This window comes from Leeuwenhoekiella sp. NPDC079379 (assembly GCF_044542075.1).
Classification (GTDB): domain Bacteria; phylum Bacteroidota; class Bacteroidia; order Flavobacteriales; family Flavobacteriaceae; genus Leeuwenhoekiella.
In genome coordinates, this window is sequence record NZ_JBITTU010000006.1 from 285,972 (window position 1) to 305,828 (window position 19,857).

A 19,857-nucleotide genomic window follows, 5' to 3' on the forward strand; every position below is an offset into this window, starting at 1 on the left:
AATTATATCCTTACCGGAATATTTTTATTTTTTAATTCGAGTTTTAACTCGGGAATATCAATCTCGTGAAAATGAAATACACTTGCAGCCAGGGCTGCATCAGCTTTCCCATTTACAAATGTATCTGTAAAGTGTTGCATATTTCCTGCACCACCCGAAGCGATTATAGGAATATTGAGCAGTTGGCTCAATTTTGCCAGTGCCTCATCCGCAAAGCCATTTTTAGTACCATCGTGATCCATTGAAGTAAATAAAATCTCTCCGGCTCCACGCTTTTCCACTTCCTGCGCCCACTCAAAAAGATCTAATTCTGTAGGTACTTTACCACCTACGAGATGAACTGTCCATTTACCTTCAATTTGTTTCGCATCAATTGCAACAACAACACATTGTGAACCAAATTTAGCCGCTAGATCATTAATTAATTGTGGATTTTTTACCGCCGAAGAATTTATAGAAACCTTATCTGCACCATTCTGAAGCAAAATATCTACATCTTCTACCGAAGAAATCCCGCCACCTACTGTAAACGGTATATTTATCTTCTCAGCTACGCGCAATACTAAATCTGCTAATGTTTTACGACGCTCCTCAGTTGCCGAAATATCCAAAAATACGAGTTCATCTGCACCTGTTTCAGCATACTTCGCAGCCAGTTCTACCGGATCACCGGCATCGCGTAAATCGACGAAATTAACCCCTTTTACAGTTCTTCCGTTTTTGATATCGAGACAAGGTATGATACGTTTTGTAAGCATTATATATCTATATTTTATTTCCGCTTAAGCGGAAAACTTATTTCTAACCTTAACTAGTTATTTAGGATAAATTCTTCCAATTGCTTCATCGAGATTCTACCCTCATAAATAGCTTTTCCTATTATGGTTCCTTCACAGCCTAATTCGGCTAATTTAGGCAATTCATCAAAATGCGAAATTCCACCCGAAGCTATCAATTTTAGATTATTGACTTCGTTTGAACTATCAGCATCTCGACTGCGCTCGATGTGACAGTGCTCTAGAATCTTTTTGTACAAATCAAAAGAAGGCCCTTCTAACATCCCATCCTTACTGATATCTGTGCAGATCACATAGGAAATACCTTCTTGCTGATACGCTTGTATAAAAGGAATTAACTCTTCTTTTGACTCTTCTAACCAGCCGCTTACCGCAACTTTTTCATCTTTAGCATCTGCTCCCAAAATGATTTTAGTGTTGCCAAATTTTGATATCCAACTCTTAAAGGTCTCCCGATCTTTAACAGCAATGCTTCCACCAGTAATTTGATTTGCACCACTTTCAAAAGCCACACGTAAATCATTATCAGTCTTTAAACCACCTCCAAAATCAATTTTAAGGCTGGTTTGCGACGCTATTTGCTCTAAAACTTTATGGTTGACAATATGCTTGCTTTTAGCACCATCAAGGTCAACCAGGTGTAAATATTCTATTCCGTGGGCTTCAAACTCTTTAGCAACCTCAAGCGGGTGCTCATTATATATTTTTTTGGTATCATAATCACCCTTAGAAAGGCGTACGCATTTACCATCTATGATATCTATTGCCGGGATTATTCTCATTCTATAATCTATAATTCATTATTTATTGTTCCTATTTCAAAGTGTTAAGCTCTAACGTTTAAACTTTGAACCCTTAAATTCAGAATTCTTGAGGTAATTCATAAAACCACCTATTTTATTTTGTAATTCTTGGCATTTAGAGCTGCATTCATCAAACTGATTTTTCGAAATTAATGCTTTATCGAAAGATCTATAAAGTTGAGATTTCAATTCTCCGGCACTACCTTTTGAGTAACTTAAAAAAACAATAAACTCTCTGTTACCATCACGATCAAAACCTTCGGCTATATTATCCATAATTGAACCTGAACTTCTTTCCATTTGATTTCTAAGCGAATAATTTTTTCCTAAATCAGTATTTAAAAAAAGCTGCTCTATATCAATACATATTAAACGTGCAAGTTGCCATATTTCTAAATCCTCAAAGCGTTTAATCGTACCCATTTTTTAATAACAAATTAGAAATAATAAATTCTAAATATTTAAGAAATTCTTCAAAATTTGTTCTCCGATAATTCCAGATTTTTCAGGGTGAAATTGCACGCCGTAAAAATTATCTTTCTGTAAAGCGGACGCATAATCCACCTCATAATGCGTGGTTGCAATCATCTCCTTACATTTTGGTGCATAAAAACTATGTACTAAATACATATGCGCATTTTCAGCAATATCTTTAAACAACGGACTTTCTAAATTCGAAATTTCATTCCATCCTATTTGAGGAACCTTGACTTCTTTTGAAAATTTAATTACGTCTGCATCAAAAATTCCTAAACCGGTTGTATCACCTTCTGTTGAGTGCTTACACATTAATTGCATACCTAAGCAAATGCCTAAAACTGGTTGCTCTAGAGTTGGGATTAGCTTATCTAATCCGGTAGATCGCAGTTTTGCCATCGCACTACTCGCCTCACCTACTCCCGGGAAAATCACCTTATCAGCAGCTTTAATTTCTTCAGGATTATCAGATAAAACCGCTTCGATACCCAACCGCTGAAAAGCAAACTTGATACTTTGTATATTTCCGGCACCGTAGTTTATAATTACTAATTTCATTTTTAAATCTTAGGTTTTGCTTCTGCTTACAACATCCCTTTAGTGCTGGGTAATATCATTTTTTCTGAGTCTCGTTTTACAGCCACTTTTATTGCTTTCGCGAAAGCTTTAAAAATCGCTTCAATCTTGTGATGCTCATTGGTTCCTTCTGCCTTTACATTAAGGTTTGCTCGTGCTCCATCTGTAAACGATTTAAAAAAGTGGTAAAACATTTCAGTAGGCATTTCTCCAATTTTCTCTCTGTTGAAATCTGCTTCCCAAACCAGCCAATTACGACCGCCAAAGTCTATCGCCACCTGAGCTAAGCAGTCATCCATAGGTAAACAAAAACCATAGCGTTCTATACCTAATTTATTACCCAAAGCTTTAGCAAAAACTTCTCCCAAAGCAATTGCTGTATCTTCTATGGTGTGGTGTTCATCTACTTCAAGATCACCATCTACGTGAATTTTAAGATCCATCGAACCGTGACGCGCCAGTTGATCAAGCATATGGTCAAAGAAGGCTAGACCTGTTTCAATATTGCTCTTTCCTGTTCCGTCTAGATTTAACTCGATTTCAATAGCCGTTTCATTAGTTTTTCTTGAAATTGAAGCAGTACGCGCTTCTAATTTTAAAAACTCATAAATCTTCTGCCAGTCGTTACTCTCGAGTGCAATTACTGCGTCGAGTTCGTCACGTTTAACGGTTATTTCTCCTGTACCCAATTCGGTATTATCGTTAATAAAAATACCTTTTGCACCCAGGTTTTTAGCCAACTCGATATCTGTAAGACGATCTCCAATAACAAAGCTATTTGCAAGATCATACTTTTCAGAAAAGTACTGGGTTAGCATTCCTGTACCCGGTTTACGGGTATTTGCATTCTCGTGCGGAAACGTCCGGTCTAAATATACAGCGTCAAAAACAACCCCTTCATTCTCGAAGGATTTCATAATAAAATTATGTACCGGCCAGAAGGTATCTTCCGGAAAAGAGTCGGTTCCCAGACCATCTTGATTGGTAATCATAACCAATTCGTAATCGAGCTCCTGAGCAATTTTACTCATGTAAGTAAAAGCTTTAGGATAGAAAATCATCTTCTCAAAAGCATCTATTTGCTCGTCTACAGTTTCTTTTATTAAGGTTCCGTCACGATCTATAAATAAAACTTTACGGGCTGCGGTATTTTGATTAGCGTTCATGGTAATAGGTTAAGTAAGTTCTTTTAATGCGGCTATTAATTTTGTGTTTTCTTGAAAAGTTCCTACAGTAAATCGCAAGGTATTCTCGCACAATGCCTGCGTACTTCTATTACGCACAACGATACCTTTTTTGATCAATTGATCATATCTTTTATTGGCATCATCAACTCGAGCTAAAATAAAATTAGCTTCAGAAGGAAACACATTTTTAACAAAATCTACTTCAAGTAATACTTTAGATAAATCATCCCTTTGTTCTAAAATTGAACTGATTTCACTTTTTACAGATTCCGAGTCTAATATGCGCTCAAGTGCTCTTCTTTGAGTAAGCTGGTTTACGTTATACGGTGGTTTTATTTTATTTAGGACTGCAATAATTTCTGCGGAAGCATAACAAATACCAAGTCGTATACCTGCTAAACCGTATGCTTTAGACAGGGTTTGAATAATTACTAAATTAGGATATTCATGTAGTTGCGTTGACCAGCTTTCGCCTTCTGCAAAATCTACATAAGCTTCATCAACAATTACAAGTCCTTTAAAAGATTCTAGTAAAGTTTTTATAGATGCCGCTTCAAAGCTGTTTGCAGTAGGATTGTTAGGTGAACATAAGAAGATCATTTTCGTCTGGTGATCTACCTGATCTAAAATTTTAGCTACATCTGGCTGAAACTCGTACGTAAGTAGTACTTCTCTGTTTGCTATAGCATTTGTAGCCGCTAAAACACCATACATTCCGTATGTAGGAGGTAATGTAATCACATTATCTACGTTAGGCTCGCAAAAAGCTCTAAACAGCAAATCTAAAACTTCATCACTACCATTACCTAAAAGAATCTGATCTGTAGGAACCCTCTTTGCAGTAGATAAATGTTGCTTTAAAGTCACCTGTTGCGGATCTGGATACCTATTTACGCCATTATTATATGGGTTTTCATTTGCATCTAAAAACACCATATCATCGTGAAAATCTTTAAACTCATCTCGAGCCGAAGAATAAGGCTTTAATTTAGCCACATTATCACGTACCAATTTTTCTAAATAGAATGTTTGATTGGGCATTAGTTTTCTTGTTTAAGTTTATTTAAACGCAGGGTTACCGCATTTTTATGCGCTTGTAAACCTTCGGCAGCTGCCATAAGTTCTATCGCATTACCTATATTTTGTATCCCTTCTGGAGATAGTTCCTGAAAAGTCATATTTTTCATAAAGCTATCCAGATTTACACCACTGTATTGCTTAGCATACCCATTAGTAGGTAAGGTGTGATTAGTGCCTGAAGCATAATCACCAGCGCTTTCAGGTGTATAATTACCTATAAAAACAGAACCTGCATTGGCAATATTATCTACATAATACGCATTATCGTCTGTTGCTACTATAAAATGCTCAGGACCATACTCATCTATGAGCTCAAGTGCAATTTTATGCGTTTCGACAAATATTAATTTGCTGTTTGCGATGGCTCTTTCTGCGATAGACTTACGCGGAAGTACTTCAAGTTGTTTTTCTAGTTCTTTTTCTACGGAAGTAATAAAATTTTTTGAAGTAGAAACTAAAATAACCTGGCTATCAACTCCGTGTTCTGCCTGGCTCAGTAAGTCTGAAGCTACAAATGAAGCATCTGCAGTATCGTCTGCCACAACTAATAATTCTGAAGGACCGGCTGGCATATCAATACTTACGTTATATTTAGTCGCCATCTGTTTTGCAACCGTCACAAATTGATTACCTGGACCAAAAATCTTATATACTTTAGAAATGCTTTCGGTTCCAAAAATCATTGCACCAATGGCTTGAATACCTCCTACTTTGTAGATTTTATCTATGCCACATAAGTGTGCGGTAAATAAAATCGCCGGATTAATATTTCCTTCTTTATCTGGTGGAGTACATAAAACAATCTCTTTGCATCCCGCTATTTTAGCAGGGATTGCAAGCATTAAAATTGTAGAAAATAAAGGAGCTGTGCCACCTGGTATGTATAAACCTACTTTTTGTATAGGTCTCTTTTCTTGCCAGCAATTTACGCCCGCAGTAGTTTCTACATGTACAGGAGGTGTTTTTTGAGCTTCGTGAAATCTTTCAATATTACCTTTAGCTAAACGTATCGCCTCTTTTAAATCTGTATCTAAATTTGCAACGGCAGCTTCAATCTCTGTATTAGAAACTTCGATATTCTCAAATTCAATACCATCAAACTTTTTAGTATAAAAATTGATAGCTTTATCTCCTTCTGCCTGTATCGCTTTAAACACCCCAAGAACAGTACCTTCTATCTGATCGTATGTTTGAGTGGGGCGTTCTAGTATAGTTGCCCAAGTTGATCGCTCTGGTTTATCTATTTTAATCATAGCAATTGATTTTCAAAATAAATTATAAGACCATTTTTTCGATATCACTAACTAAAATACCCTGAGCACCGGCATCTTTAAGGTTGTCTATTACTTCCCAGAATGCCTGTTTGTCTATTACAGAGTGAACACTACTCCATCCTTTTTCGGCAAGGGGTAAGACGGTAGGACTTTTCATTCCCGGAAGCATTTTAATTATATCATCAAGACGCTCATTAGGCGCATTAAGAAGTACATACTTATAATCACGGCCTTTCAAAACCGCTTGAATTCTAAATAAGAGCTTATCTAATATAACCTGACGCTCAGTATCTATTTTAGGAGAAACAGCGAGCACAGCTTCAGATTTCAACATTACTTCTACCTCTTTAAGATTGTTCTTAAAAAGAGTGCTTCCGCTAGAAACGATATCACAAATCGCATCTGCCAAACCTATATTTGGTGCAATTTCTACCGAACCATTTATAATATGTAAATCTGCCTTTACGCCAAATTGTGATAAATAATTTATTACTGTATTAGGATAGGAAGTTGCTATTTTCTTCCCCTCAAAATCTTTAACCGAATCATATTTTGTGCCTTTAGGCACAGCAAGTGAAACACGACATTTTGAAAAACCTAATTTTTGTGCGATTGAAATATCTTCTCCTTTTTCAATCAAAACATTTTCTCCAAGAATAGCGATATCTACTACCCCATCTCTCAAATATTGTGGGATATCCCCATTTCTCAAGTAAAAAACATCAAGAGGAAAGTTCGCAGCACTTGCCTTGAGTTGATCACGGCCGTTATCAATAGAAACACCGCAATCTTTTAAGATTTGTAAAGATTCTTCGTTAAGTCTACCAGACTTTTGAATAGCAATTCTAATTTTTTGAGTCATTTTTTCTTTATTAAGCTTGAGCTATTCAAACAGAAAACCCGTTTGAATGACTCAAACGGGTTACTGTTATTTATAAGCTAGCTATACACAACATTTTTACCTCGCCTGAACGCGTGAATAAAAATGATGATGATGTAAAGCTGTTCTTTTCATATGTGAATGCGAATTTATAAAAAAAAAGAATAAACCTATATATGAATCGGATAGTTTTTAGAAGTAAAGTAAATTATTTGAGTTAAAGTGTTATTTTTGAATAAATTCAAAAAGTATGAAGAATTTTTCTGTTGCTTTTTTAGTGTTTTTAGGATGGTGCATTATTGGCTTCTACTTTTTAAATGCTAGTGATTCATTAAATAGGAGAAGTATATTTAGTAGTTATTTACCTCCGGCTCAAAAGGTAGTTTTAGATTTTGATGATGTAGATAATTCTCAAAGTCAAAATAATTTAATGAAACAAGAGCTTGAAGATTCTAATATTAATTCATTTGTAGAAAATAATTTGGCTCGTGGTAATGAGCAATTAATCGAGACATTAAATAAAAGTATAGAGTCTAAGACACTTGCTATAGAGAAAGATAGAGAACGTCTAAGAGAAGCTCAATTAAATACCGATTCACGTAAAAAAAATACAGTTACACGAAAGGTGGATTATACATTTTATCCTGAATTTTCTATAGGCGGTAGAGTTGTTGATGATTATTCTTCTCAAGATTTTTTAGATTATATTAAAATTAGACTCGAAAAAAAGCCTAATGCAAAGATTAAGATTATAGGCTATACAGATTATGTAGGAAGCGACATAGATAACTATAAAGTTGCATTTAAAGAGGCAATTCAAGTTAGAAATTATATCTTAGTACGGCTTAAAATACCTGAAAGTCAAGTTTTTGCATATTCAAAAGGTGAAAATGATCCAATTGTATTAAATACAAATGAATCTGAAAGAAAGAAAAATAACAGAATAGAAGTGATTATAGAATGATTCAGTACTCAATTTTTATACAGAAAAATTCAGATATGATTTCAATACCATTGATTTACATAGAGGTCTTTTTGTTGATGCTTACCTCTTTCTTAATAGGATATTTTTTCGCATTCTTTTATCAGAAATCAAAATACCTAAGGAAGTTAAACAAGCTGCAACGCTTGATTAATCTGGATAAAACTGAAGAAGATCCTGTTCAACATATAATAAATGAAGAAGAGGATACAGAAGAATATCGTAAGGTTGCTACACTTAAAAACATAGGTAAAAGCAGAAAGAATAAAATAAAAGAAAATACCATTTCTAGCGTTAAAGATGGTGAGTTAGATTTTGAAAGAATTGGTAACGCAGATGAGACTGATGCTGATAACCTTCAAAAAATAATAGGTATAGGCCCCTTTACAGAAGAAAAATTAAATGACATAGGCATTTATACTTTTGAACAAATAAGTAAGTTTAATTCTAATGATATAGAGATTGTTACAGAGCTTATTCAGTTTTTCCCTGATAGAATTATAAATGATCATTGGGTTTCTAAAGCTAAAATGCTAGCCGAAAGCAAACGAAGAACATTTAAAGAACCCATACGTATGAAAAAAGCATAAAAAAGCCCCGAATTAAAACGGGGCTTTTTTAGTGTAAAATTAAATCTAATCCTTTCCTAAGATAATTGGAAGACCACTCTCACCAGAACCTATTACTATAACTTTAGAATTATTAGATTTAGCAAGCAGTAAAGTAGCTTCAATACCTTTGTCTTTTAAAATTTGATCATTAAGAGATTGACTTAAGATACGGTTAGCATCAGACTTACCTTGAGCTTCAATAACTTGTCGTTCTGCCTCTTTCTGAGCAGAAATTAATCTAAACTCGTACTCAAGTGATTCTTGTTCTTGTTTTAGTTTACGTTCAATAGCCTCCTTAATTGTAGCCGGTAATGTTACATCACGTACAAGAACTTCGTCTAATTGAATATATTGATTTTTTATAATCTTCTTTGTTTCATCAAATATTTCTGCTTGTATAGCGTCTCTTTTAGAAGAATATAACTGTTCTGGAGTATATCTTCCTACAACCGAACGTGCTGCAGAGCGTATTGTAGGTAGAAGAATCCTATTAAGATAATCGCCACCTATTTCCTGATGTAGTTTTCCAAGGTTTTTAGCATCAGGTTGATACCATACCGATGCTTCTAACTTAATATCAAGACCATTAGACGATAACACATTCATGATTTCTTTTAATTCCTGTCTACGTACTTCGTAAATAAAAACTTTATTCCAAGGTGCAACAACGTGAAAACCTTCTCCTAAAGGTGGAGCATCTGTTACAACGCCACCTCCAAAGGGTTTATACAACACACCTGCTTCACCAGAGTCTATAGTGACTGCAGATTTAGCAATTATTACAATAAGAATAATTATTCCTATAATTATAGGTACTCCTATTTTTGGTAATCTATCCATATATTTAAAATTTCAATTTATATTAATCCGTTATATTTTCTAAGGAACCACTCTGTCGTGAGGCTGATGATTATAAGTGCCAGCAGGTAAATGAAGTTGACTAAAGGTACGCTTTTTTTAACAGCTCGCTGAATGGGTATATAGCGATCATCATTAATAAGTTGATCTACTAATTGGTCAATATTATTCAGAGTATTTATTCGTCCATTAGTCTCTGTAGCAACAGTACTCATCTTAGCAAAATCGGCGTTCAGATTCTGTCGTTCTAAATTATACGGAATTAATGTAAATGCTCCTGATGATTTAATTCCGCTAGTTAATTCACTAATACTGAAAATATATTCGCCAGCCTCTAAATTTGTAAGATTAACCTGATAATCATTCCCCTTAATAACCAACGGCGATTCATAATTATAGGTAGAATTTTTATTTTGAATTTTTATTTGCAAGTTCGCTCCAGGATCAAAAACATAATTTTGATCAAAGTAACGCGCACTTATTTTAATAGAGCTACCACCATAATAGATACGCTCGTAGGCAACTGTTAATCTGGACCTTTTTTGATTTGATACAGCGTACTGAACAAGTTTATCTATTAGAATATCAAAATTTTCAAAACTAGAATTGTTTAAAAAACTCTGAATGCGCCATTGAAAAATACCGGTTCCAAAAAGTATTACCTCTCTCCTACCATCTATTTCTGTGATCGCTAATAACGGGTTTTTAGTAGAAACACCATTTACACGTTGATAAAATAATACATCACCATTACCTGCAATCTTAGATGATCCAAATTGAGTTTTAACAGGTGGGTAGTCTGTAAAGTCTAAATCTTCTAACTGAAACGAAGTAAATGATTTGTTAATTAGCGGTTGAGATTCTTCTGTTTGATTATTTACAGGTAAAGTAAATGACTCCTGAGAACTGTTTGTAAAATTGCGATTGGTTGCTGTCCCGGTTATGGTAAATCTGTTTTTATTAAGTTTATCTAATTCCGTATAAATACTATTAAATTTAGTGTCTGGTTCAAATAATATTATCAAATCTGACTCATTAATATCTATCGGAGTAACAGCTTTAACTTCCTTTAATTCTACAGAACGCAGTTGATTACTTTCGATACTTTTTCTGAGTGTCCCTAAATCAGGGTGTAAAACTGAATAAGCTATTAATACTTTAGAACGTTGATCAATCACATCAACAGCAAAATTCTTTGTATTGTTCTCTGTATTTTTTTCGTTAGATAATGTACTTATCGTAGCTGTATAATTCTGAACACCTATTGCTGAAGCTTTTAGAAAAAAATTAAATCGATTTGTAGTTTGTAAAGCAGAAAACTGTTTACTTTCTTTGAAGACAACTGTACCATTTCTAGTAATAGTGAGTAAAGCATTAGTTTCATTATTTCCTTGATATTCAGTTATAATTTCTACAGGAAATTCATTATCTAGATACGCATACTTATTTACATTAGTGCGTATGATTTTTAAATCTTCATATTGTGTCGTGTCTCCAACAACTAAAAAATTTATGGCTGTGTTTTTTACATCTGTTGAAATATACCGGTAGTTACTCCCTAAATTAGCATTACCGTCTGTTATAAGTAGAGGTGTGTACGTTTGATCTTTATAAATTTTATGTAATGTACTAAGAGCGCTTGAGATGTTAGTCTGCTCTTCTATAAAATTAATACTGTCAAGTGATTTAATATCTGTACCAAAAGTGTACTGATCAATATCGAAGCGTTTGCTTAATTTATTATTGTTTAATAATTTTTGAGCTGTAGCATTTACATCTTTTGAAAAACCTAAATACTCTATAGAATTAGAATTATCTATGGCTAAAGCAAGCTTAGGCTTTACAGTTGTGTAGGTTACCTGTTTAAATTCAGGATTTAATAATAGCAGAAGTACCGAAAATAGTGTAATAAACCGTAAGCTACTTAAAATTAGCCTGAGTTTTTTAGAGCGTTCGGGTTTGTAGAAATAAAAAAGTATGGCAGCAACCAATGCTATTACCCCAATGAGGATAATATATAGAATAGTGGATACTGCCATAAATTATTGCACTTTATTTTAAAATTAGGTAAGCATACCGCCGTCTACCTGTAGAACTTGCCCTGTTACGTAAGCACTCATATCACTTCCAAGAAAAACGCACGCATTAGCAATATCTTCTGTGGTACCGCCTCTTTTAAGAGGAATCGCTTCGCGCCATCCCGCAACGGTTTTCTCATCAAGTTTAGCAGTCATTTCGGTTTCTATAAAACCAGGAGCTACAACATTTGTACGTATATTACGAGAACCTAATTCTAAAGCCATAGATTTTGAAAAGCCAATAATACCAGCTTTAGAAGCTGCGTAATTTGCCTGGCCAGCGTTACCTTTTACACCTACCACAGAACTCATATTTATAATGCTACCATAACGCTGCTTCAGCATTGTACGCTGCACAGCCTTAGTCATGTTAAAAATAGATTTTAAGTTTACTTCAATAACCTGGTCAAAATCTGCTTCACTCATACGCATGAGTAGATTATCTTTTGTAATTCCTGCATTATTTACAAGAATATCTATAGAATCAAAATCTTCGGTAATCTGCTTAATTAACTCTTGACAATCATCAAATGATGCCGCATTAGATTTATAAGCTTTGGCTTTTACTCCTAGGGCAATAAGCTCTTTCTCAAGTTCTTCTGCGGGACCTGCAGATGAACTATATGTAAAAGCAACGTTAGCTCCGTTTTGAGCAAAGATTTTAGCGATACCATTACCTATTCCACGGCTGGCACCCGTTATAATTGTATTTTTTCCTTCTAAAAGTTTCATTCTAAATTTGTTGAATGGTTAGTTTCGACGAACGATAGTAAATATAGCAAACTTGAAGTGTTTGCACATAAAAAAACCGACACATTACGTGTCGGTTTTAACGTGTTTGAAAAAAAATTATGCTAAAAGTTCAGCAACTTTTTTACCTATTTCGGCAGGAGAATCAACAACGTGTACTCCACACTCTCTTAATATTTTTTTCTTATCTGCAGCAGACTCACCTTCACCAGATACAATTGCACCAGCGTGACCCATAGTTCTACCTGCAGGAGCAGTTTCACCAGCGATAAAGCCCACTACCGGTTTTTTAGTGCCGCTAGCTTTAATCCATCTTGCTGCTTCTGCTTCTAATTGTCCACCTATTTCACCTATCATTACAACAGCATCTGTATCTGGATCATTAATTAGTAACTCTACAGCTTCTTTTGTAGTTGTACCTATGATTGGATCTCCACCAATACCTATAGCAGTGGTAATACCTAAACCTTGCTTTACAACTTGATCTGCAGCTTCATAAGTTAATGTACCTGATTTAGAAACAATACCCACTTTACCTTTTTTGAAAACAAAACCAGGCATGATACCTACTTTTGCTTCTCCCGGAGTAATAACACCAGGACAGTTAGGGCCAATTAATCTACAGTCTATATTTTTAATATAATTTGAAGCTTTAATCATATCTGAAACCGGAATACCTTCAGTGATTGTAATGATCACTTTAATTCCTGCGTCAGCAGATTCCATAATAGCATCTGCAGCAAATGCAGGCGGTACAAATATAATAGAAACATCTGCTCCTGTTTCTTTTACTGCTTCAGAAACAGTATTAAATACAGGTTTGTCAAGATGTTTTTGACCTCCTTTACCAGGAGTTACACCACCAACTACATTAGTGCCATAATCTATCATTTGACCTGCGTGAAATGTACCTTCACTACCGGTAAAACCTTGTACAATAATTTTGGAATCTTTATTTACTAAAACGCTCATGTGTTGTTTGAATTTTGTGGTACAAAAGTAATTTTTTAAAGGAGAAACCTAAAGGAATTTTAAGACTTTATGCGTGTATGCGCATCTAAATTTTGAGGGTCCTGATCACTAGGTTGACTTATTTGATAGCCTCTATATAATAAACCGTCTTTAAGCTCCCATATAGCTATAAAATGTATAATACCCACCTCTTCTTCGGGGTTCTCTACCGTTTTAATATAATAGGTAAGCCGTATAGTTACTTGATCTTTATCTGCTAATAGATGAGTTATAGATGATCTTAAAGAAATGAATGATTTACCCATTTCTGAAGACATTTCTGTAATGTCCTTATAGGTCATCTTAGAAAATCCTGTTGATGCATTCCAGTATAACTCTGCGTCTTTATGCAAATATTGCTTTAAAACACTTGAATCATTAAAAAAGTCTGACTCATATAAACCTCTTACGAGGTCTTTAGCTGATTTACTCATTTTACTTTTTTATTTGTTCTAAAATATATGGTATTTGACGTATTGATGCCAATTCTCTAAATTTTTTCTTACTGTCTTCTGCAGGTGAACCTAAATACGACTTACCTCCTTCTAAAGTTCTGCCTACTCCACTCTGTCCAAAAATAACAGCCTTCTCTTTAATGGTAACTCCACTTGCAATACCTACCTGACCCCAAATTACAACATCATTCTCTACAATTACACAACCTGCTATGCCAGTTTGAGCAGCAATTAATACCCGCTCTCCTACTTGCGTGTCGTGACCTATATGAACCTGATTATCTAATTTAGAACCCCAACCAATTATTGTATCTCCAGAAACACCTTTGTCTATTGTACAGGCAGCACCTATATCTACATTATCTTTTATAACAACTCTTCCGCCAGAGAGAAGTTTATCAAAACCGGTTTCGCGCTTTTTATAATAAAAGGCATCTGCCCCTAAAATAGCACCTGAATGAATTGTCACATCGTTACCTATTATACTATTGTCATAAATTGCAACACCAGAATGTATTAAGCAATTGTCGCCAATTGTTACATTATTTCCTATAAAACAGTTGGGTTGAATAGTTGTATTAATACCTATAGAAGCCGTTTCAGAAATAGCACAAACAGCTTTTTCAAAGGGTTTAAAAAATTTAGTTAGTTTATTAAAATCGCGAAAAGGATCATCAGAGATGAGCAAGGCTTTTCCGCTAGGACAAGCTACACTTTTATTAATTAAAATTATGGTTGCAGCAGATTCTAATGCTTTATCATAATATTTAGGATGATCTACAAAAACGATATCACCGGGTTCAACAACATGAATTTCATTGATTCCTAAAACCGGAAATTCTGAATCACCTACATATTCTACATTTAGAATAGTAGCAATTTGCTCTAGTGTATGTTTCTGCGGAAATTTCACAATTATTCTTTAATTCGCTCTTTATACGTTCCTTTTTCAGTTTCAACCTTAATTTTATCTCCTTCATTAATAAATAAAGGTACATTAACTTCTGCTCCTGTTTCTACAGTTGCAGGTTTCGTTGCATTGGTTGCAGTATTGCCTTTAAGACCTGGTTCAGTCGCGGTTACCGTAAGTATAACGTGTGCCGGCATGTCTACCGAAAGTGGCATGTTATCTTCTGTATTTATAGCTATTGTAACTACTTCACCTTCTTTAAGTAATCCTGGTTGATCTAATGCAGATTCTAGAAGTCTAATTTGAGTGTAATCTTCAGTATTCATAAAGTGAAACCACTCCCCATCGTGATATAAAAATTGATATCCTTTAGTTTCTACACGTACTTCTTCAATCTTATGCCCTGCAGAAAATGTATTATCTAATACTTTTCCGTTAGTCACACTTTTTAATTTAGTACGTACAAAAGCCGGACCTTTACCCGGTTTTACGTGTAAAAATTCTATAATTTTATAAATATCGTGATTGTAATGAATACACATCCCATTACGAATATCTGATGTAGTTGCCATAAATTTTATTATTTCTTTAGTTTTCGCGAAGGCGAAATTTTTTAATTAGTTGTAAAATAACCTTTCATTATACCACGCTGTGAATTACGTATAAATTGAAGAATCTCATCACGCTCTGGTGTTGCTTCCATCTCAACTTCAATAATATTAACTGCCTGTGTGTTATTATAATTTTTCTGGTATAATATTCTATAAATATCTTGAATTTCTCTAATTTTTTCGGTCGTAAAACCTCTTCTTCTAAGACCTATAGAATTAATACCTACATAAGATAATGGTTCTCTACCGGCTTTTACATAAGGTGGGACGTCTTTACGTACTAAAGACCCTCCTGTTACAAATGCATGATTGCCTATCGTACAAAACTGCTGTACAGCCGCCATACCCGCCAAAACCACGTGATCTCCTACTGTAATGTGACCTGCTAAAGTACTATTATTTGAAAATATACAGTTGTCTCCCACAATACAGTCGTGAGCGATATGGCAATACGCCATAATCCAACAATTATTTCCTATCTGAGTCTTCATACGGTCTGAAGTACCTCTGTTAATTGTAACACACTCTCTAATAGTGGTATTATCACCTATTATTGTTACCGTGTCTTCATCTTCAAACTTTTTATCTTGAGGAACTGCCGAGATAACTGCACCGGGAAAAATATTTACATTTTTACCAATTCTGGCACCTTCCATTATGGTTACATTTGATCCTATCCAGCTGCCTTCACCTATAACCACGTTGTTATTTATGGTCGTAAATGGCTCAATTACTACATTTTTAGCAATTTTAGCTCCAGGATGTACGTATGCTAAGGGTTGATTCATAAAACTAATCTTTCTTTACTTTAACTATCTGAGCCATAAGTTCTGCTTCAGAAACTAATTTTCCATTAACATAAGCGCTACCCTGCATATGGCAGATTCCTCTGCGTATAGGAGAGAGTAAATCTAATTTAAAAATAAGTGTATCTCCCGGAAGAACCTGCTGTTTAAATCTAACATTATCTATTTTCATAAAATAAGTAAGATAATTCTCAGGATCGGGTACCGTACTTAAAACAAGAATTCCTCCTGTTTGAGCCATAGCTTCAACCTGTAAAACACCTGGCATTACTGGCGCCCCCGGAAAGTGACCTACAAAAAACGGCTCGTTCATAGTCACATTTTTTAAACCGATTACTTGAGTGTCTGTAATTTCTAAAATTTTATCAACCAGTAAAAATGGTGGTCGATGTGGCAACATAGCCATTATTTGATTTACATCCTTAACAGGAGGTTTATTAAGATCAAAAACTGGAAGATTGTTTCTTTTCTCAGTCTTGATAATTTTCTTTAATTTCTTTGCAAACTGGGTATTGACATAATGTCCTGGTTTGTTTGCAATAACCTTACCTTTAATAGGCATACCTACAAGAGCTAAATCACCTATTACATCTAATAATTTATGACGTGCTGCTTCGTTAGGGTGGTTTAAGGTAAGATTATCAAGAATTCCATTAGATTTGACAGAGATAGATTCTTTATTAAAGGCTTTTCTCAATTTAGCCATTGTTTCTTCAGATAATTCTTTATCTACATAAACAATTGCATTATTTAAATCACCTCCTTTAATAAGACCGTGCTCGAGAAGCATCTCTATCTCATGTAAAAAACTAAAGGTTCTAGAATCTGATATTTCATCTTTAAATTCTGTAATACTCTTAATGCTCGCATTTTGAGTACCTAGTATTTTTGTGCCAAAGTCAACCATTGTAGTTAACTGATATTCATCTGCGGGCATAAGTATAATTTCACTACCAGATTTTTCATCGAGATAGCTAATTACTTCTGTAACAGCAAACTCTTCTCTACAAGCATCTTGTTCTACAAGGCCTACTTTTTCTAATGCTTCTACAAAGAATTTTGAAGAACCATCCATTATAGGTGGCTCTGGAGAATCTATTTCTAAACAAATATTATCAATTCCTAAACCTACACAAGCTGCAAGAACGTGCTCGCTGGTTTGAATATGGACTCCTAACTTTTCTAAATTGGTACCACGCTGTGTATTTACAACGTAATCTGCATTGGCTTCGATAATAGGTTGCCCTTCAATATCAACACGTTTAAAATACATTCCTGTATTTTCTTCTGATGGTTTGAATGTAAGTGTTACATTCTTACCCGTATGTAAACCAACGCCGGTCAAGGAAACCTCACCGGCGATTGTTTTTTGCTTTCCTATAGCTTTACTTATCATTGGATTTTTGTTTTTCCAAATTATTTATTTGTTGTACCAGACTTGGTAAATTTTTAAAATGAACGTACGATTTGTTATAATCACTATAAGCTAATGCAGGAGAACCCTGTACGGCTTCATCATCTTTTAAATTGCGCCCTATTCCTGATTGTGCTTGTATTTTTACGCGATCTCCTATAATTAAGTGTCCCACAATACCTACCTGGCCACCTATACGGCAATACTTTCCTATTTTAGTGGAACCTGCAATACCTGTTTGAGCCGCTATAGCAGTATGCTCTCCTATTTCAACATTATGAGCAATTTGAATCTGGTTATCAAGTTTAACTCCTTTTCTTATAATGGTAGATCCTAAAGTAGCCCGGTCTATTGTAGTACCTGCTCCTATATCTACATTATCTTCTATAATTACATTACCTATTTGTGGTACACGACTAAAACTTCCTGATTCATTGGGTGAAAAGCCAAAACCATCTGCCCCTATAACGACCCCACTATGCGCGTAAACAGTATCGCCTAATATACAATCTGAATAAATTTTCACTCCTGAAAATAAGACGCAATTATCACCTATTATACAATTGTCTCCTATATATACATTAGGATATACTTTTACATTCTTTCCTATACGTACATTATCCCCTATATGTGAAAATGCTCCCAGATAAATATTATCTCCATAGGTAGCACTATCTGAAATATAAACAGGACTTTCTATACCAGACTTATTTAATTTAACCTGATTATAGTATTCTAAAAGCTTAGAAAAAGATGTGTAAGCATTTTCAACGCGTATTAATGTAAGATCAAGCTTGTGTTCTGGTTGAAAATCGTGATCAACTATAGCTATTGAAGCTTTAGTCTTATATATATGTGGAGTATACTTAGGATTGGCTAAAAATGTTAGCGATCCCTCGGTACCTTCTTCAATTTTTGAAAGTCTAGAAACTTCGATAGTAGAGTCTCCATCAACAGAGCCTTCTAAAATTCCTGCAATCTGTTCAGCGGTAAATTTCATCTTGACAAAAATAGAAAAAAAGGCTTAATTTAAATGCTTGGGGTAACATATATAGTTTTTAGTGATCACCTTAGATAAAGCTTTTAAGCTTAGTTGATCACTAGCAGAGACCACGTCTATTACCTTTCCTTTTCGGGTTAAAATATTTATAGCTTCCTTTTTCAACGTGTAAGCCTGGTTTGTAATCGTGCCTGTAAAAACAAAATAATTTACCTCATGATCACTCAAACCACACATCTGTTTAACCCTCCTCTTCTCAGCTTCTACAAAATCCTTATCAAAAGGTTTCTTTTTTATTTTGATTCTTGGAAGATTTCGGTAAATAATTATTTGAGATAATCTGCTAAGCACGTAGTCATCATTATCACACCAAGCCTTCATTGCAGCTATAATATCATAATCATCTAAAGACGAAAAAATATCTAATGCTTGTGTATCAAAAACACCTTCTGCATTTTTCTTTTTGAGAAAAAAAGCGAGTGATTTACTAGCTTCAAGTTCTGCGCCAGCATTGGTAAGTTCTTTAGCACGCTTGAGAACACGTACTAAAACCTGCTCAGCTACCAGACTCGTTTTATGTAAATAAACCTGCCAGTACATTAATCTACGCGCTACGAGAAACTTTTCAATAGTATATATACCTTTTTCTTCAATCATTAAAACATCATCTTTTACATTAAGCATTGCTAATATGCGATCTGTATTGATGTTTCCTTCTGCCATACCCGTATAAAAGCTATCTCTTTTGAGATAGTCTGTACGATCCATATCAAGCTGCCCGGAAACCAGTTGATGTAAAAAAGGTCTGGGATAACTTCCTTTAAAAATATTTAGAGCAAGGGTTAAACTTCCGTTAAACTCTCTATTGAGTGTCTCCATAAACTGAAGCGAAATCTGCTCATGATGTACATCTTCAACAATACTGTTTTCCATAGCATGAGAAAAAGGACCGTGACCTATATCATGAAGTAAAATCGCAATCATAGTTGCCTCTTTTTCTTCTTTTGAAATCATAACACCTTTCTCATCAAGCTTTTCTAGCGCTTTTTGCATTATGTGCAAACACCCTATCGCATGGTGAAATCGTGTATGATGTGCTCCCGGGTAAACAAGGTAAGACAAACCCATTTGAGAAATCCGGCGTAAACGCTGAAAGTATTTATGCTGTATTAGGTCAAAGATGAGGCCTTTGGGTATAGTAATAAACCCATATATAGGGTCGTTAATTATTGTAAGTTTGTGGCTGGTCTGCAAACAGAAATCCTTTTTGGTTTAAATAAATACTTCACGTATTAAA

At 34.7% G+C, this 19,857-nt stretch carries 21 protein-coding genes; 2 read left to right on the forward strand and 19 right to left on the reverse strand.

The features are described from left to right. Positions 1-2: 2 nt before the first annotated feature. From hisF to hisG, 8 genes are read right to left on the reverse strand one after another with little or no spacing between them, the layout of a single operon-like run. Positions 3-758, reverse strand: coding sequence for an imidazole glycerol phosphate synthase subunit HisF (gene hisF, locus ACIGAM_RS13130; protein WP_396511895.1), 756 nt, complete (start codon positions 756-758; stop codon positions 3-5). 53 nt (positions 759-811) lie between these two features. Beyond that, on the reverse strand, positions 812-1,579 hold the full coding sequence (gene hisA / locus ACIGAM_RS13135) for a 1-(5-phosphoribosyl)-5-[(5-phosphoribosylamino)methylideneamino]imidazole-4-carboxamide isomerase (RefSeq protein WP_396511896.1): 768 nt from the start codon (positions 1,577-1,579) through the stop codon (positions 812-814). 51 nt (positions 1,580-1,630) lie between these two features. Then, the gene (locus ACIGAM_RS13140) at positions 1,631-2,023 is read right to left on the reverse strand and encodes a four helix bundle protein (RefSeq protein ID WP_396511897.1); all 393 of its coding nucleotides are present in this window, start codon (positions 2,021-2,023) and stop codon (positions 1,631-1,633) included. A 30-nt stretch (positions 2,024-2,053) separates the two neighbouring features. Further along, a complete protein-coding gene (hisH, locus tag ACIGAM_RS13145; RefSeq protein ID WP_396511898.1) occupies positions 2,054-2,635 on the reverse strand; it encodes an imidazole glycerol phosphate synthase subunit HisH in 582 nt (193 codons plus the stop codon). A 26-nt stretch (positions 2,636-2,661) separates the two neighbouring features. Beyond that, positions 2,662-3,819: a bifunctional histidinol-phosphatase/imidazoleglycerol-phosphate dehydratase HisB gene (gene hisB, locus ACIGAM_RS13150; RefSeq protein ID WP_396511899.1), complete on the reverse strand. Its 1,158-nt coding sequence runs from the start codon at positions 3,817-3,819 to the stop codon at positions 2,662-2,664. Between the two features lie 9 nt (positions 3,820-3,828). Continuing rightward, positions 3,829-4,881, reverse strand: coding sequence for a histidinol-phosphate transaminase (gene hisC, locus ACIGAM_RS13155; protein WP_396511900.1), 1,053 nt, complete (start codon positions 4,879-4,881; stop codon positions 3,829-3,831). After that, positions 4,881-6,173: a histidinol dehydrogenase gene (hisD, locus tag ACIGAM_RS13160; protein ID WP_396511901.1), complete on the reverse strand. Its 1,293-nt coding sequence runs from the start codon at positions 6,171-6,173 to the stop codon at positions 4,881-4,883. Before hisD ends, hisC begins: the two co-directional genes overlap by 1 nt. A gap of 22 nt (positions 6,174-6,195) precedes the next feature. Beyond that, complete coding sequence (hisG, locus tag ACIGAM_RS13165; RefSeq protein WP_396511902.1) at positions 6,196-7,056, reverse strand: ATP phosphoribosyltransferase; 861 nt, start codon at positions 7,054-7,056, stop codon at positions 6,196-6,198. 268 nt (positions 7,057-7,324) lie between these two features. Here hisG and ACIGAM_RS13170 point away from each other — a divergent pair, with 268 nt between their 5' ends. Continuing rightward, positions 7,325-8,038: an OmpA family protein gene (locus ACIGAM_RS13170; RefSeq protein WP_396511903.1), complete on the forward strand. Its 714-nt coding sequence runs from the start codon at positions 7,325-7,327 to the stop codon at positions 8,036-8,038. Between the two features lie 35 nt (positions 8,039-8,073). Then, complete coding sequence (locus ACIGAM_RS13175) at positions 8,074-8,646, forward strand: hypothetical protein (protein WP_396511904.1); 573 nt, start codon at positions 8,074-8,076, stop codon at positions 8,644-8,646. A gap of 45 nt (positions 8,647-8,691) precedes the next feature. Here the strand turns inward: ACIGAM_RS13175 and ACIGAM_RS13180 are convergent, their stop codons facing one another. The 11 genes from ACIGAM_RS13180 to ACIGAM_RS13230 form a co-directional block, all read right to left on the reverse strand. Then, on the reverse strand, positions 8,692-9,507 hold the full coding sequence (locus ACIGAM_RS13180) for a prohibitin family protein (RefSeq protein WP_396511905.1): 816 nt from the start codon (positions 9,505-9,507) through the stop codon (positions 8,692-8,694). A gap of 17 nt (positions 9,508-9,524) precedes the next feature. Further along, positions 9,525-11,564: a VWA domain-containing protein gene (locus tag ACIGAM_RS13185; protein WP_396511906.1), complete on the reverse strand. Its 2,040-nt coding sequence runs from the start codon at positions 11,562-11,564 to the stop codon at positions 9,525-9,527. A gap of 24 nt (positions 11,565-11,588) precedes the next feature. Then, on the reverse strand, positions 11,589-12,335 hold the full coding sequence (gene fabG, locus ACIGAM_RS13190; RefSeq protein WP_396511907.1) for a 3-oxoacyl-[acyl-carrier-protein] reductase: 747 nt from the start codon (positions 12,333-12,335) through the stop codon (positions 11,589-11,591). Positions 12,336-12,452: 117 nt separating this feature from the next. Continuing rightward, complete coding sequence (gene sucD / locus ACIGAM_RS13195; RefSeq protein WP_396511908.1) at positions 12,453-13,325, reverse strand: succinate--CoA ligase subunit alpha; 873 nt, start codon at positions 13,323-13,325, stop codon at positions 12,453-12,455. Positions 13,326-13,384: 59 nt separating this feature from the next. Beyond that, positions 13,385-13,798: a nuclear transport factor 2 family protein gene (locus tag ACIGAM_RS13200; RefSeq protein WP_396511909.1), complete on the reverse strand. Its 414-nt coding sequence runs from the start codon at positions 13,796-13,798 to the stop codon at positions 13,385-13,387. A gap of 1 nt (position 13,799) precedes the next feature. Beyond that, the gene (locus tag ACIGAM_RS13205) at positions 13,800-14,732 is read right to left on the reverse strand and encodes a UDP-3-O-(3-hydroxymyristoyl)glucosamine N-acyltransferase (RefSeq protein WP_396511910.1); all 933 of its coding nucleotides are present in this window, start codon (positions 14,730-14,732) and stop codon (positions 13,800-13,802) included. A 2-nt stretch (positions 14,733-14,734) separates the two neighbouring features. Then, positions 14,735-15,301: an elongation factor P gene (gene efp, locus ACIGAM_RS13210; protein WP_396511911.1), complete on the reverse strand. Its 567-nt coding sequence runs from the start codon at positions 15,299-15,301 to the stop codon at positions 14,735-14,737. 41 nt (positions 15,302-15,342) lie between these two features. Next, the gene (gene lpxA / locus ACIGAM_RS13215; protein ID WP_128756929.1) at positions 15,343-16,128 is read right to left on the reverse strand and encodes an acyl-ACP--UDP-N-acetylglucosamine O-acyltransferase; all 786 of its coding nucleotides are present in this window, start codon (positions 16,126-16,128) and stop codon (positions 15,343-15,345) included. Positions 16,129-16,132: 4 nt separating this feature from the next. After that, a complete protein-coding gene (locus ACIGAM_RS13220) occupies positions 16,133-17,542 on the reverse strand; it encodes a bifunctional UDP-3-O-[3-hydroxymyristoyl] N-acetylglucosamine deacetylase/3-hydroxyacyl-ACP dehydratase (RefSeq protein ID WP_396511912.1) in 1,410 nt (469 codons plus the stop codon). Next, positions 17,532-18,560 (reverse strand): UDP-3-O-(3-hydroxymyristoyl)glucosamine N-acyltransferase, encoded by a 1,029-nt coding sequence (gene lpxD / locus ACIGAM_RS13225; RefSeq protein WP_396511913.1) that lies wholly within the window; start codon positions 18,558-18,560, stop codon positions 17,532-17,534. Before lpxD ends, ACIGAM_RS13220 begins: the two co-directional genes overlap by 11 nt. Positions 18,561-18,584: 24 nt before the next feature. Beyond that, the gene (locus ACIGAM_RS13230; RefSeq protein WP_396511914.1) at positions 18,585-19,814 is read right to left on the reverse strand and encodes an HD domain-containing protein; all 1,230 of its coding nucleotides are present in this window, start codon (positions 19,812-19,814) and stop codon (positions 18,585-18,587) included. Between the last annotated feature and the right edge of the window lie 43 nt (positions 19,815-19,857).

Coding starts and splice junctions, on each gene's coding strand:
- hisF (WP_396511895.1), bottom strand. CDS start 758: ATGCTTACAAAACGTATCATACCTTGTCTCGATATCAAAAACGGAAGA.
- hisA (WP_396511896.1), bottom strand. CDS start 1,579: ATGAGAATAATCCCGGCAATAGATATCATAGATGGTAAATGCGTACGC.
- ACIGAM_RS13140 (WP_396511897.1), bottom strand. CDS start 2,023: ATGGGTACGATTAAACGCTTTGAGGATTTAGAAATATGGCAACTTGCA.
- hisH (WP_396511898.1), bottom strand. CDS start 2,635: ATGAAATTAGTAATTATAAACTACGGTGCCGGAAATATACAAAGTATC.
- hisB (WP_396511899.1), bottom strand. CDS start 3,819: ATGAACGCTAATCAAAATACCGCAGCCCGTAAAGTTTTATTTATAGAT.
- hisC (WP_396511900.1), bottom strand. CDS start 4,881: ATGCCCAATCAAACATTCTATTTAGAAAAATTGGTACGTGATAATGTG.
- hisD (WP_396511901.1), bottom strand. CDS start 6,173: ATGATTAAAATAGATAAACCAGAGCGATCAACTTGGGCAACTATACTA.
- hisG (WP_396511902.1), bottom strand. CDS start 7,056: ATGACTCAAAAAATTAGAATTGCTATTCAAAAGTCTGGTAGACTTAAC.
- ACIGAM_RS13170 (WP_396511903.1), top strand. CDS start 7,325: ATGAAGAATTTTTCTGTTGCTTTTTTAGTGTTTTTAGGATGGTGCATT.
- ACIGAM_RS13175 (WP_396511904.1), top strand. CDS start 8,074: ATGATTTCAATACCATTGATTTACATAGAGGTCTTTTTGTTGATGCTT.
- ACIGAM_RS13180 (WP_396511905.1), bottom strand. CDS start 9,507: ATGGATAGATTACCAAAAATAGGAGTACCTATAATTATAGGAATAATT.
- ACIGAM_RS13185 (WP_396511906.1), bottom strand. CDS start 11,564: ATGGCAGTATCCACTATTCTATATATTATCCTCATTGGGGTAATAGCA.
- fabG (WP_396511907.1), bottom strand. CDS start 12,335: ATGAAACTTTTAGAAGGAAAAAATACAATTATAACGGGTGCCAGCCGT.
- sucD (WP_396511908.1), bottom strand. CDS start 13,325: ATGAGCGTTTTAGTAAATAAAGATTCCAAAATTATTGTACAAGGTTTT.
- ACIGAM_RS13200 (WP_396511909.1), bottom strand. CDS start 13,798: ATGAGTAAATCAGCTAAAGACCTCGTAAGAGGTTTATATGAGTCAGAC.
- efp (WP_396511911.1), bottom strand. CDS start 15,301: ATGGCAACTACATCAGATATTCGTAATGGGATGTGTATTCATTACAAT.
- lpxA (WP_128756929.1), bottom strand. CDS start 16,128: ATGAATCAACCCTTAGCATACGTACATCCTGGAGCTAAAATTGCTAAA.
- ACIGAM_RS13220 (WP_396511912.1), bottom strand. CDS start 17,542: ATGATAAGTAAAGCTATAGGAAAGCAAAAAACAATCGCCGGTGAGGTT.
- lpxD (WP_396511913.1), bottom strand. CDS start 18,560: ATGAAATTTACCGCTGAACAGATTGCAGGAATTTTAGAAGGCTCTGTT.